General features: G+C 57.3%; 11 protein-coding genes, 1 tRNA gene and 1 riboswitch. Of the genes, 6 read left to right on the top strand and 6 right to left on the bottom strand.

Annotated elements, in window-relative coordinates; translation table 11 throughout:
* Window position 1: 1 nt before the first annotated feature.
* The 3 genes from AABB29_RS16185 to AABB29_RS16175 all read right to left on the bottom strand — a co-directional run bounded on the left by AABB29_RS16185 (window position 2) and on the right by AABB29_RS16175 (window position 3,061).
* Window positions 2–1,048 (bottom strand): putative urea ABC transporter substrate-binding protein, encoded by a 1,047-nt coding sequence (locus tag AABB29_RS16185; protein WP_341365928.1) that lies wholly within the window; start codon window positions 1,046–1,048, stop codon window positions 2–4.
* 78 nt (window positions 1,049–1,126) lie between these two features.
* Window positions 1,127–1,231: riboswitch (guanidine-I (ykkC/yxkD leader) on the bottom strand.
* Between the two features lie 277 nt (window positions 1,232–1,508).
* Window positions 1,509–2,018 (bottom strand): cell wall hydrolase, encoded by a 510-nt coding sequence (locus tag AABB29_RS16180; protein ID WP_341365929.1) that lies wholly within the window; start codon window positions 2,016–2,018, stop codon window positions 1,509–1,511.
* A gap of 155 nt (window positions 2,019–2,173) precedes the next feature.
* Window positions 2,174–3,061, bottom strand: a complete 888-nt coding sequence (locus tag AABB29_RS16175; RefSeq protein ID WP_373636628.1) for a LysR substrate-binding domain-containing protein — start codon at window positions 3,059–3,061, stop codon at window positions 2,174–2,176.
* Window positions 3,062–3,214: 153 nt separating this feature from the next.
* On the opposite strand from AABB29_RS16175, the gene AABB29_RS16170 reads away from it, so the two are divergent.
* On the top strand, window positions 3,215–4,840 hold the full coding sequence (locus AABB29_RS16170) for a GMC family oxidoreductase N-terminal domain-containing protein (RefSeq protein ID WP_341365931.1): 1,626 nt from the start codon (window positions 3,215–3,217) through the stop codon (window positions 4,838–4,840).
* A gap of 163 nt (window positions 4,841–5,003) precedes the next feature.
* Here AABB29_RS16170 and AABB29_RS16165 read toward each other — a convergent pair.
* Window positions 5,004–5,089, bottom strand: a tRNA-Leu gene (locus AABB29_RS16165).
* Between the two features lie 142 nt (window positions 5,090–5,231).
* Here AABB29_RS16165 and AABB29_RS16160 point away from each other — a divergent pair.
* Window positions 5,232–5,810 carry a YqaA family protein gene (locus tag AABB29_RS16160; RefSeq protein WP_341365932.1) on the top strand — a complete coding sequence of 193 codons (579 nt, stop codon included), beginning with the start codon at window positions 5,232–5,234 and terminating at the stop codon, window positions 5,808–5,810.
* Window positions 5,807–6,274 carry a disulfide bond formation protein B gene (locus AABB29_RS16155; protein ID WP_341365933.1) on the top strand — a complete coding sequence of 156 codons (468 nt, stop codon included), beginning with the start codon at window positions 5,807–5,809 and terminating at the stop codon, window positions 6,272–6,274. The genes AABB29_RS16160 and AABB29_RS16155 overlap by 4 nt, the downstream gene beginning before the upstream one ends.
* Here the strand turns inward: AABB29_RS16155 and AABB29_RS16150 are convergent.
* Window positions 6,251–6,670 carry an Lrp/AsnC family transcriptional regulator gene (locus AABB29_RS16150; protein ID WP_341365934.1) on the bottom strand — a complete coding sequence of 140 codons (420 nt, stop codon included), beginning with the start codon at window positions 6,668–6,670 and terminating at the stop codon, window positions 6,251–6,253. The two genes, AABB29_RS16155 and AABB29_RS16150, sit on opposite strands and share 24 nt — an antisense overlap.
* Window positions 6,671–6,756: 86 nt before the next feature.
* Here AABB29_RS16150 and rocF point away from each other — a divergent pair, with 86 nt between their 5' ends.
* Both rocF and AABB29_RS16140 read left to right on the top strand, forming a co-directional pair.
* Window positions 6,757–7,686 carry an arginase gene (rocF, locus tag AABB29_RS16145; RefSeq protein WP_341365935.1) on the top strand — a complete coding sequence of 310 codons (930 nt, stop codon included), beginning with the start codon at window positions 6,757–6,759 and terminating at the stop codon, window positions 7,684–7,686.
* Window positions 7,683–8,729, top strand: a complete 1,047-nt coding sequence (locus AABB29_RS16140; protein WP_341365936.1) for an ornithine cyclodeaminase — start codon at window positions 7,683–7,685, stop codon at window positions 8,727–8,729. The genes rocF and AABB29_RS16140 overlap by 4 nt, the downstream gene beginning before the upstream one ends.
* 383 nt (window positions 8,730–9,112) lie before the next feature.
* Here the strand turns inward: AABB29_RS16140 and AABB29_RS16135 are convergent, their stop codons facing one another.
* The gene (locus AABB29_RS16135) at window positions 9,113–9,379 is read right to left on the bottom strand and encodes an usg protein (RefSeq protein WP_373636627.1); all 267 of its coding nucleotides are present in this window, start codon (window positions 9,377–9,379) and stop codon (window positions 9,113–9,115) included.
* Window positions 9,380–9,575: 196 nt separating this feature from the next.
* Here AABB29_RS16135 and gyrA point away from each other — a divergent pair, with 196 nt between their 5' ends.
* The gene (gene gyrA, locus AABB29_RS16130) at window positions 9,576–12,320 is read left to right on the top strand and encodes a DNA gyrase subunit A (protein ID WP_341365937.1); all 2,745 of its coding nucleotides are present in this window, start codon (window positions 9,576–9,578) and stop codon (window positions 12,318–12,320) included.
* The last annotated feature ends 131 nt before the right edge of the window (window positions 12,321–12,451 follow it).

Here is a 12,451-nt window from a genome sequence, read left to right as displayed (position 1 = left end):
CTTACAGCGCGCCGTCGGCGGCCATTTGCATGTAGGTCGTATCGAAGCGGAATGTGACGTTGCTTTCGTCACCCGTGATTGACCCGTCGGGATATTCCACACCCACGAAATCCGCCGATGGGGCGCCCTCGCCCAAGATGCCCTTGTCGAACAAGAACTCTGCGACGTTGACCATCGTCGCAGGCAATTCCGCCCCCGATGTAAAGGCCACAGCATCCGCAGGATCAAAGAACATCTCGGTCGACGCCAGCTGCGCCTGATAGCCAGCCAGATCAGTGCCCGAGGCTTCGGCCATCGCTGTCAGCACCTCTTCGTCACCGGCAGCCATCAGACCCATGACCTCATACCATGCGCCGGCCAAGGCTTTCCCGAAATCGGGGTTCGCTTCCAGGGTTTCGGTGTTGACCACCATAAGGTCGACAATCTCACCGGGGATATCGGCACTATCGAACAGTTTGGTCGCAGCGGGGTCTTCCAGAATGGAGGACACCAGCGGGTTCCAAGTTACCACCGCCTCAACATCATCCGCGGCGAAGGCGGCAATCATATCGGCGTCAGAGGTATTGATGACACCGGCCAGATCGCGTTCGGCCAAACCAACGCTATCCAAGGCGCGAGCCAGCAGGTAATGCGACACCGAGAGTTCGACCAGGTTTACAGGTTTGCCCGCAAGACTGGCCAGATCACCATCACCTTTGATGATCACCGCATCATTGCCGTTGGAATAATCGCCAACGATCAGGGCCGTCGTATCAACGCCGCCACCAGAGGGGATCGAGAGGGTATCCATATTGGTAGCCGTCACACCATCAAAAGCGCCCGCCGTATATTGGTTGATGGATTCGACATAGTCGTTGATCTGCACGATCTCGACATCAATGCCATATTGATCGGCCCATTTGTCCATGATGCCGCTCTCTTCCAGATAGCCCCACGGCATCCAGCCCACATAGATCGACCAAGCGACCCGGAATTCGGTTTTTTCCTGTGCGGTTGCGGCGGATGCGAGGCAGAGGGCCATCGCTGTCATTGTCAAAAGATTTTTCATCTTCGGTCCCATCGTTGTTTCACAAATGGAATGACCGCGTGGAGGGCATAGCGGAGCGCGGGTCAAACCTGCGCAGTAGCCTCCCGGGATTTTGCCCCGCCGTGTACCGATTAGGATTGACCAATCGGCGATATCTCTCGGACCTGACCTTGCGTCGCAAGCGGAACCCTAGACATCCTGCCTTTTCATTCACGCTAAGAAGGGATCAGCGATCAAGCGCCTGGCAGGAACGAGATCGCTACAGTTCGGGATTGCTCAATTTTTAATCGCCCCTCCCCTGATTTGATTGAATTGAATCCGCCGTATCGACGCCGTGCCTTGTCACGCAAAGGTTGGTCCTATCTGGCCGTGATCCTCGATCTGCACTGCCGCGTGTGATCCGCTGGGCATCAGAACTTTCAGTCACAGTAGTAGGAAAATCACACAGCAAGGCCAGAGCAACCGAACAGCGGCGCTGCCCTTATCCCGTGATCCCTTCCGTTTGCGGAAGCGGATCCGGGGATGTCACATTCTCGGGGCGCCGCTTTTCATAGAACGCATTTCCGCCGGCAGTCAGGACATAGTGTATGTTGTTGAAATCAGCGTCATACCACGCCGCATGAAAAAACCGGGCCCCTTCGATATTCGGATGTCTTTCACCGGCAAGCACGGCGGCGGCCGACGCCTTGGCCAGTGCGCGACCCGCACCATCCATTGCCTTGGTCATCACACCCGGCGCGAACTGGTTCGGTTGACTGACCACCGCACAAACAGCGTTAGGAAAATCGGCAGATTGCGCACGGTTCATCACCACGCTGCCCACGGCGATCATCCCATCGCGGCTGGACCGGTTCGATTCAAAATACATGGCGCGGGCCATACAGTCGATGTTCGCGGCAGAGACAAGCCCCCTGCCCACCTGCGGCTGGCGCGCACAAGCGCTAAGACTGAAAGCAACCAGCAATGTCAGTGTTAACAACTTTTGCATCATGAAATACGCCATATTGGATCCCGTCGCAGGGTCAAGATGCAACATTAGTTTGGAGTATGCGTGTTAAGCAAGATTGAAGCCGCTGCTGGGCATCTTTCCAAGCTGTGCACCAAATACATTCCGGCGCCGTCACACGGATCGCGCAAAAGCGTCAATCACGAGCGAACAGAATTAATATCGGAATACAACCAATTGTAAAATAATTCAATTTTGCTGTGTTTGGGCGATCCAGGTTTTGCGACTACGTAAAAGTTACCAGGCGTCTTGATGTTCTGTTCAAACGGCTCCGTTAGGGCGCCGCGCTGCACATAGCTTTTCGAAAAAACCCTGTTCACGATCGCCACACCGCGCCCTCCGGCGACGCTTTCAAGCGCGAGCAAAGACGAATCCACACGAAGCCAGGGTGTTGGCATTTTCTGCTCTAAGCCCAGCACAGCAAAGACATTTGGCCAGTCCCCTTCAGACCCGATGATGGGCACAGTATCGGCTGTATGTAGCAGGGACGGATCACGGCTCAGGGCAAAAGCATCGTTCGGATGGCAGACAAGGGCCGCCTGCCCTTCGCCCAATGGCCAAATATCTGGCTCTTCCCAATCGCCGTTTCCATAGCGGATATCGACATCAATCGTCGCGTCCGACATGCGATCCGACCAAACGGTCGTCGACAACACAATCTCAATCTCAGGGTGCAGCGCACGGAATGCGGCCAAGCGCGGGGCCAGGACCAGCACACCAAACGAAATTGAGGCGCGTATGCGCAATGTCGTCTTTTGTTTTGGTTGAAATAGATCATCCGTCGCGGCGCGCAGCTGCTGGAATGACGACCGGACTGGCTGGGCATAGGCCTGACCAATATCGGTAAGCGCGATCCCTTTGGGAAGCCTTGTGAACAGTTTCATTTCCAGCGTCTGTTCCAGCAATTTGATCTGCTGGCTGACAGCCGCCGGTGTCAAACCCAACTCATCCGCAGCCGCCGCAAAGGAACTGTGGCGCGCGGCCGCTTCAAATGTACGAAGCCAGTTTGCATGCGGAAGAGATTTCATATCGGGGGCTTTCTGGCACAGAATGAGGTCATCAATACTTAACGCAGCGGGGCTTTGCATTAAATATTTTTAGCCCATACAGGCAAATTTGATTGTTTGATCCGACCGCACGCGTCGCCGCATTTTGCGACGGATTTTGGATGGATCTTCGCAATGCAGTCTTTGGAATTTGACTATATCATCGTTGGTGCTGGATCGGCAGGCTGTGTGCTTGCGGACCGGCTCACGCGTTGCGGTAAGTTCTCGGTCTTGCTTTTGGAAAGCGGGGGCAGTGACGCACGTTTTTGGGTCAAGGTCCCTATAGGTTACGCCATCAATGTCAACAAACCCGCCGTAAACTGGGGGTATCGCACGCTGCCCGACCCGGGCTTGAATGCGCGCCGGGTAAATTGGCCGCGCGGGCGATTGATTGGGGGGTCAAGCTCGATCAATGCAATGGCGTATGTGCGTGGATTGGCGCATGATTTTGATGATTGGGCCGCCGCCGGGGCAACCGGTTGGGGCTGGGACAATGTGCGCAAGGTCTATGAACGCCTGGAAACATGCCAAGAACTGACGGATGATGGCGTCCAGATGCGGGGCGATGGGCCTGTTTGGGTGTCTGAGCTGTCCAACCAGATGTCACCGTTTTCAAAGAATTTCCTCCGGGCGGCAGATGAGGTCGGCCATGGCACAATTGCCGATTTGAACACCCCAGGGGCTGAGGGCATAGGCTATTACCGCAGCACCGTGCGTGGCGGTGTGCGGTGGTCTGCGGCTGATGCTTTTCTCAGACCTGCGTTGAAACGTGCCAATCTGACGTTGATGTGCAAGGCCGAGGTTTCCCAATTGGCATGCGATGGCCCGAAAGTGTCAGGCGTAAATTTCAGCCGCGATGGAAAGGCCTATGTCGCAAAGGCGCGCCAAGAGGTGATCCTTAGCGCCGGGGCCGTCAACTCACCAAAGCTGCTGCAACTTTCGGGCTTCGGGCCCCAGGAATTACTCCGGAACAACGGGATTAAGGTGCACCGGCACCTGCCCCAGGTCGGACAGGGGCTGCAAGATCATCTTGCGGTGTCCTATCAATTTCTGGCCGAGGCGCGGACGCTGAACCATTTCTTGGGGCGCTTTGTGGGTAAGATGCGGGCTGGGCTGACCTATGTCCTGACGCGCAAAGGGGCACTGGCCGTCCCGGTCAATCAAGTCGGCGGCTTCGTGCGCTCGGACGGTGCGGCAGATGCACCTGACATCCAGCTTTACTTCAACCCAATCTCATATTCGGCCTCGCCGACAGGCAAAACGATTGTGGATCGACCATCCGGTTATCAGATCTCGGCGCAGCCTTGCCGGCCGACCAGCACCGGCAGGATAGAAATTGCCTCGGCCTCCCCGAAAGATGCGCCACATATTATCCCAAATTCCTTGTCGACCACGCAGGACCAAATGCTGGCCGTCGCGGCCGCGAAGATGTTGCAGAAATATGCAAAAACACAAAGCCTGCGAAAGGTCACGAAAAAGGCCAAGGCGCCCGATCTTCTGGCCATGGATGACAGCACCCTGCTTGAGGATTTCCGCAATCGTGCCTCGACCGTGTATCATCCGACATGCACCTGCCGCATGGGCGCAACCGACGCCGACTCGGTCCTCGATACCAGGCTGCGTGTCCATGGCGTCCCGGGGCTGCGGGTGGTTGATGCCTCTGCATTTCCGAACATCACGTCCGGGAACACAAATGCACCGACAATGATGTTGGCGATGCGGGCGGCGGATCTGATCTTGGAAGATGCCGCTCGCGTTTGACGAAATATCAGTCGTTTGCGCTGCGCGGCGATAGCATTCGTGCGCGCTTTGCATAATCACGACATGGCCGGACGCAAATTTGAAGAAACGATCAGGTTTTAACGGAACCTACGCGGCCAGACTTGTCCTGTTTTTGCGCCTTCAGGCCACCACCGCGTATTTTTGGTGCCGATGGAGAGACTCGAACTCTCACGATGTTACCATCGGGGGATTTTGAATCCCCTGCGTCTACCATTCCGCCACATCGGCCCGTTTGCTTCTCCTAAATGGGTGCGTCCCGGTCGTCAATCGGGTTTTCGCAGTGGCGATGGACTTGGGCGGGCATAGCGGCAGACTTGACCCCACCGGCCAGCCATGGCCTAACCCGGGCAGACCGAAAACGGGGCCCTGGATGCTACGCAGCCTTTACAATTGGACCATCTCGCTTGCGCAATCGCCGCATGCGCTTTGGGCTTTGGCGATCATTTCTTTTGTGGAATCATCCTTCTTCCCGATCCCGCCAGATGTGCTGATGATCCCGATGATCGTCGCGCGGCCGTCGCGGGCGTTCCTGATCGCGGGTATCGCGACGGTCTCATCAGTCGCGGGGGCGCTGCTGGGCTATTACATCGGGGCGGTGTTGATGGACAGCATTGGGCAACCGATCCTGGCGTTTTACGGCAAGGATGACAGCTTTGCGGAAATGGCGGCTGTGTTTAACGATTATGGGGCCTGGGCCGTGGTCGTGGCCGGGGTGACCTTCCTGCCGTTCAAAGTGATCACCATCGCCTCCGGGGTCACAGGGCTGTCGCTACCAGTCTTTATCGTCTCATCCATCTTTGCGCGGGCGCTGCGGTTCTTCCTGGTGGCAGCACTGCTTTGGAAATTCGGAGAACCAATCCGGGACTTCATCGAAAAGCGGCTTGGGCTGATGTTCATCCTGTTCTGCGTTTTTCTGATCGGGGGCTTTGCACTGGTGGGGCTGTTATGACACGTAACCAACTGATTTTTCTGGCAGCTGGCGGATCAGCGGCGCTGCTTGGCGGGGCGTTCATCTTTCAATGGCTGGGCTACCTGCCCTGCGCGATGTGCCTTTGGCAACGATGGCCGCACGCGGCGGCGATCATTATTGGGCTCTTGGGGTTGAAAATCCCCGGACGGGCCATGCCGATACTGGGGGCGGTAGCAGCAGCAAGCACAGGCAGCATCGGGTTCTACCATATGGGGGTTGAGCGTGACTGGTGGGAAGGGCCCAGCAGCTGCACCGGCGGGGGACAGCTGCAAGGGCTGGACGGGGCCAGCCTTTTGGCCGTCGAAGGACCCAAAGTGATCATGTGCGACCAGGTGTCGTGGGAATTCCTGTCATTGTCGATGCCAACCTGGAACGGGATCTTCTCTTTTGGACTGGTGGCAATCTGGATCATGGCGGCGCTAGCGGCGGGTCGACAAAAGTAGGCTTGTCTCTGACCGGCTCACACCGTCCAAACGGCGGATAGCAAACAGGACCTGATCAAAGGCCTCCAGGTCAGGCGATCCAATTTCTGCAATCAGATCCCAGGTGCCATTCGTGGAATGAACGGCCTTGACCTGCGGGATATGGCGCAGGCGCTGCATGGTCTTTTCAGCCCCCCTGCCCGCAATTTCCAACATCATCAAACCGCGGACCGGATCAGGACGCACGTCCGAGCGTGTCAGAACGGTAAAGCCCGCAATATCGCCGGTCGCGATCAAACGCTCCATCCGGGTGCGCACGGTACTGCGGGTGACACCCAAATCGGCGGCTAATGCCGATAATGAGGCGCGGCCATCTGATTTCAGCGCCGCAATCAAACGGCCATCCAAATCGTCCAATTTGTTTCTCCAATTCGGGCAATTGGCGGCCATTTTGCACAATCTGACTGCTTAACGCACCCCCTCTTTTGGGCAAAACTGATTTCATGAAACAAAAACACTGTATCCTGATCGGGGCGCCGGTTGATTGTGGAAAACGGCGAAAGGGCTGCGTGATGGGGCCCGATGCGCTGCGCACAGCAGGTCTGGCAGAGGCGATCTGCGCCTTAGGGCACACCGTCGAAGATATCGGCAATCTGGTGCCCGATGGCACCGATACCGCACCGCATCCCAACCCAAATGTCTATGCGCTGGCCGAAAATATCGGCTGGACCAAACGGCTGATGCAAGCCGGGCCAGAGGCCGCGGCAAAAGGCATGCCCATTTTTATGGGCGGGGATCACGCGCTGGCGGCAGGCTCGGTTGCGGGCATGGCCGCTTATGCGCAACAGCAAAACCGGCCGTTTTTCGTGCTCTGGCTGGATGCGCATAGCGATATCCATACGCCTCTGACCAGCGATAGCGGCAATTTGCACGGCACGCCGATGGGCTATGTCACGGGGCGCAGCGGGTTTGACGGCTACCCGCCCCTGCCCGCCCGCGTTGACCCGGCGCAGGTCTGTATGATCGGGTTGCGCTCGGTTGACGGGGCCGAACGGGCTGTGCTGGCCGATGGGGCGGCGCAGCTGGTCGATATGCGGCGGATTGATGAAGAAGGGATCAGCGCTCCGCTTCAATCATTCTTGCAGCAGGTCAAGGCGGCAAACGGCATGCTGCATGTGTCACTTGATGTGGATTTCCTTGATCCAACCATCGCCCCGGCGGTCGGGACAACCGTGCCCGGCGGGGCAACCACCCGCGAAGGGCATCTGGTGATGGAAATCCTCTCGGACAGCGGGCTTGTGACCTCGCTTGATCTGGTTGAGCTCAACCCGTTTTTGGATGAACGGGGGCGCACCGCAAATCTGATGGTTGATCTGACGGCATCCCTGCTGGGGCGCCGCATTTTCGACCGCCCCACCAGGAGCCTGCAATGACCCTCAAAGCCTCAGAACTGGCCATGGTGCCTTTTGTCAGCGTCGATAACATGATGCGGCTCGTGCATCATATCGGTCTGGAACAGTTCATGGCCGATCTGGCTGACGCGATTGAGGCCGATTTCGCGCGCTGGCCCGCCTTTGACAAAACGCCGCGTATCGGCAGCCATTCCGATGTCGGCGTGATTGAACTGATGCCCACATCAGATGGCGCGCTCTACGGGTTCAAATATGTGAACGGGCATCCCAAAAACATGAAAGAAGGGCTGCAAACGGTCACCGCTTTCGGTGTGCTGTCCGAGGTTTCAACCGGCTATCCAATCTTGCTGTCTGAAATGACGATGCTAACGGCGCTGCGCACGGCGGCGATGTCCGCCGTGGCGACCAAACATCTGGCCAATACGGATGCGAAAACCATGGCGATGATCGGCAATGGGGCGCAGTCCGAATTTCAATGCATTGCGCAAAAAGCGGTCAACGGCATCGACACGATTCGCCTTTACGATATCGACCCGGCCGCGACCGATAAATGCATGGGCAACCTTGCCGCGGCAGGCCTGACGCTGATCCCCTGCCAAAGCCCCGAAGACGCGATTGAGGGCGCGGGCATCATCACAACGGCAACAGCCGACAAGAACATGCAGACTATTCTGACCGACAACATGGTTGGGAACGGTGTGCATATCAACGCGATCGGCGGCGATTGCCCCGGCAAGACCGAGCTGCACCGCGATATCGTCACCCGCTCGTCTGTTTTTGTTGAATATCCACCGCAAACGCGGATCGAAGGCGAGATTCAGCAAATGCCGCCAGACCATCCGGTAATCGAACTCTGGCAAGTGATCACAGGCCAAGCCACGGGCCGGCAATCCGCATCCGAGATCACGTTATTTGATGGCGTCGGGTTCGCCATCGAAGACTTCAGCGCCCTGCGCTACGTCCACGGGCGCATCAAAGATACCCCCTTCTATGTCGATCTCGACATGATTGCCGATCCAAGCGATCCACGTGATTTATTCGGTATGCTGAAACGGGCCGGATAGATCCGTAGCCCGCGTTCCATCAAAAGGTCGATCAAATATCCCAGCCCTGCCCCAAAGTCGCCCTTCCCTTTGCGCGCAAGGCGGCTAAGCATGGCGTGGGATAATTAGACAAAAGGACGGCCCTTATGACCAAAACGCTGCTTCACACCATCTGCCTGGCGACACTTGTTCTGGCAGGCGCATGCAGCAACACAGGCGGCGCGGATATCCCCGTGATCCCGGTGCCGCAGGCCGGACAGTACTGATTTTCTGGGCCAGTTTTTCGGCGGCATGCGCCAACGGGTCCGCGTCTGGTGAACCCGCGTTACATGCGCGCTTGATCGGCCAGAACCGGGGCGCGTGTATGTACAGCATATGTACGCATTCTGTACGCGATCTTCCGACTAGTGATAATGAAACTCACCAGTGACATGCCGCCACGCGCCCGCGCTGATCATTTTGCGATGGACAAAGCGCACAGAATGTAGCGGGCCATCCAATTCAGCTTGCCAGAAGCTAATAAATTTCAACAGCTTATCGTGATCTGGCGCCAGATCGTAATCCTGCCAGACAAATGTGTTCAACACATGCGGATGGTCTGGCATATGATAGAACATTTCCGCCGTGGTCAGCCCATAGCCCTTCATCATCAATTCTGTCTCTGACTGCATGATCTTACCTTTCGTTTCTTGATCTTGTGGGATCAGCATTACGAACGGGTTAATTATGTCAATGAAAACAGATCACTAGCACCAGTGTGCCACGGCTGCTAATAAAGCCTCCTTTACACCATTGCGCCCTATATCAAGTGTCTGATAGATTGTCCGAAACAAAATATAGAAGTGCTAGTAACGACAGGCGGCCTACGTGAACGACACCCCGGAAACACCTGAAAACGAAGACGAAAATCCGCCTGCGAAATCCGCTTATGACGGGCCTGCGGTCACAATCGAACACGAGCTGAAGACCAGCTACCTCGATTACGCGATGAGCGTCATCGTCTCCCGCGCGATCCCCGATTTGCGCGACGGCTTAAAACCTGTGCACCGGCGCATCATTTATTCGATGTATGAGAAAGGCATCACTGCCGACAAACCCTATCGAAAGTCAGCGAAATCCGTGGGCGATGTCATGGGCTCTTACCACCCGCATGGGGATGGGGCGATCTATGACGCGCTCGTGCGCATGGCGCAGGATTTCTCGATGTCGCTGATGCTGATCGATGGTCAGGGCAACTTTGGCTCTATGGACGGCGATGGCGCGGCCGCGATGCGCTACACCGAAAGCCGGCTTGCCAAAGTCGCGCAATACATGACGGAAGACCTGCCTAAGGAAACCGTTGATTTTATGGATAATTACGATGGTAAGGAACGGGAACCCACCGTCCTGCCCTCACGCTTTCCGAACATGCTGGTCAACGGCGCTGGCGGTATCGCTGTCGGCATGGCCACCAACATCCCGCCCCATAATCTAGGCGAAGTGATCGAGGCGACACTAGCGCTGATCGACGATCCGGATATGTCTTCGGAGGCGCTGATCGAATACATCCCTGCTCCAGACTTCCCCACCGGCGGGATCATTCTGGGCCGCTCTGGCGCGCGCAAAGCCTATCTCGAAGGGCGCGGCTCCGTCGTGATCCGGGCCAAAACCAGGGTCGAAGAAATCCGCAAGGATCGCTACGCCATCATCATCGAAGAAATCCCCTATCAGGTGAACAAGGCCACGATGATCGACCGCATCGCCGAGGCTGCACGTGACAAGCGGATCGAAGGCATTGCCCATGTTCAGGACGAATCCGACCGGAACGGCGTGCGAGTCGTCATCGAACTGAAGCGTGATGCGACGGCCGAGGTCGTGCTGAACCAACTCTTCCGCTTTACGCCGATGCAAACCAGCTTTGGTTGCAACATGCTGGCGCTGAATGGCGGCAAGCCTGAAACACTGAACCTGCGCGCCTTCCTGACCTCTTTCGTCGATTTCCGCGAAGAGGTCGTCGCCCGCCGCACTGCATTTGAGCTGCGCAAAGCGCGCGAACGGGCGCATGTGCTTTGTGGTCTGGCCGTGGCTGTCACAAACATCGACGAGGTGGTGAACACCATCCGCTCCTCCGCGGATGCGGCCACCGCGCGCGAAAAGCTAATGACGCGCCGCTGGCCCGCCGAAAGCATCTTAGAATACATCAAGCTGATTGATGATCCGACCCATACCGCCAACGATGACGGCACCTACAACCTGTCCGAGACCCAGGCGCGCGCGATCCTTGAGCTGCGCTTGCAACGCCTGACCCAAATCGGGGTTCAGGAAGTCACCGACGAGTTGCAAGAATTGGCCGCCAAGATACGGGAATACCTGGAAATTCTCGGATCGCGCGAACGGATCATGCAGATCATCCGCGATGAGATGAACGAAGTGAAAAAGCTCTTCGCCGTCCCCCGTCGCACCGAAATCGTCGACTGGTCCGGCGATATGGAAGACGAAGACCTGATCGAAAAAGAAGACATGGTCGTCACCGTCACATCCGGGGGTTATATCAAGCGCACCGCGCTGGCCGATTTCCGCGCGCAGCGGCGCGGCGGCAAGGGCCTGTCGTCGATGGCCACAAAAGAAGAGGATGTTGTCACCACCCTCTTTGTGGCCAACACGCATACGCAGCTGTTGTTCTTCACCACCGACGGGATGGTCTATAAGCTGAAGACATGGCGCCTGCCGCTGGGCAACCGGACGGCCAAGGGCAAGGCCATCGTCAACATCCTGCCGATCCCGCAGGGTGTGTCGATTGCAGCCATCATGCCCGTCGACCGGCCCGAGGAAGAATGGGACGATTTGCAAGTCGTCTTCGCGACCTCTGCCGGAACTGTGCGGCGTAACAAGCTGTCAGACTTCACAAATGTGATGCGCAACGGCAAGATCGCCATGAAGTTTGAAGGCGAACATGAAGGCACGACGCTGATCAATGCGCGCATCGCGTCGAACGATGATGACGTGATGCTGGTCACCGATTCAGGCCGGGCGATCCGCTTCCCTGCCACCGATGTGCGGGTCTTCAACTCGCGCTCATCTGTCGGGGTGCGCGGCATCAACCTCAAGGGCGATGATGCGGTCGTCTCCATGTCGATCATTCGCCACTTCAAGGCAGAAGCCGATGAACGCGCCGCCTACCTGAAAATGCGTCGGGCCATGGCCGGGCTGGCAGATGACGCCGAGAACGAAGACGAAGAAGCCGCCCCCGGTCAGATCAGCCAGGAACGCTATGCTGAAATGTCGGCCGCTGAAAACCTGATCCTGACCATCACGGCCAAAGGTTCAGGCAAGCTATCGTCCAGTCATGACTACCCGGTCCGAGGACGGGGCGGCATGGGCGTTGCGGCCATGGACAAGGCAATGCGCGGCGGGGCCCTTGTGACTTCTTTCCCGGTCGAACTGTCCGATCAGATCATGCTGGTCACCTCCACGGGGCAATCCATCCGCGTGCCGATCGACGGGATCAGCTTCCGCTCACGCGGCGCTGGCGGGGTCAAGGTGTTTGACACCGGTAAAGATGAAACCGTCGTCAGCGTGGCTTGGATCGCCGATCAGGGCGACGAGGCTGATGACACGGCTGATGACGTTTAGCATCTGACGATTGTGACTGAATGACGGACGGGCGTGGGCAATTCCGCGCCCGTTTCGCTTTTGGCGCCAAATTTTTGCAACAGGACGCGCTGACCGGCGGATATATGCTCATTGGGCGGAAAGCGGCTCAA

The organism is Yoonia sp. BS5-3 (assembly GCF_038069655.2).
Classification (GTDB): Bacteria; Pseudomonadota; Alphaproteobacteria; order Rhodobacterales; family Rhodobacteraceae; genus Yoonia; species Yoonia phaeophyticola.
The sequence above is the reverse complement of the archived record's forward strand: the minus strand, read 5'-3'. Positions and strand labels throughout refer to the sequence as shown.

Excerpts from the sequence above, each read along its gene's own strand:
- AABB29_RS16185 (WP_341365928.1), bottom strand. The coding sequence starts at position 1,048 with ATGAAAAATCTTTTGACAATGACAGCGATGGCCCTCTGCCTCGCATCC.
- AABB29_RS16180 (WP_341365929.1), bottom strand. The coding sequence starts at position 2,018 with ATGATGCAAAAGTTGTTAACACTGACATTGCTGGTTGCTTTCAGTCTT.
- AABB29_RS16175 (WP_373636628.1), bottom strand. The coding sequence starts at position 3,061 with ATGAAATCTCTTCCGCATGCAAACTGGCTTCGTACATTTGAAGCGGCC.
- AABB29_RS16170 (WP_341365931.1), top strand. The coding sequence starts at position 3,215 with ATGCAGTCTTTGGAATTTGACTATATCATCGTTGGTGCTGGATCGGCA.
- AABB29_RS16160 (WP_341365932.1), top strand. The coding sequence starts at position 5,232 with ATGCTACGCAGCCTTTACAATTGGACCATCTCGCTTGCGCAATCGCCG.
- AABB29_RS16155 (WP_341365933.1), top strand. The coding sequence starts at position 5,807 with ATGACACGTAACCAACTGATTTTTCTGGCAGCTGGCGGATCAGCGGCG.
- rocF (WP_341365935.1), top strand. The coding sequence starts at position 6,757 with ATGAAACAAAAACACTGTATCCTGATCGGGGCGCCGGTTGATTGTGGA.
- AABB29_RS16140 (WP_341365936.1), top strand. The coding sequence starts at position 7,683 with ATGACCCTCAAAGCCTCAGAACTGGCCATGGTGCCTTTTGTCAGCGTC.
- AABB29_RS16135 (WP_373636627.1), bottom strand. The coding sequence starts at position 9,379 with ATGCAGTCAGAGACAGAATTGATGATGAAGGGCTATGGGCTGACCACG.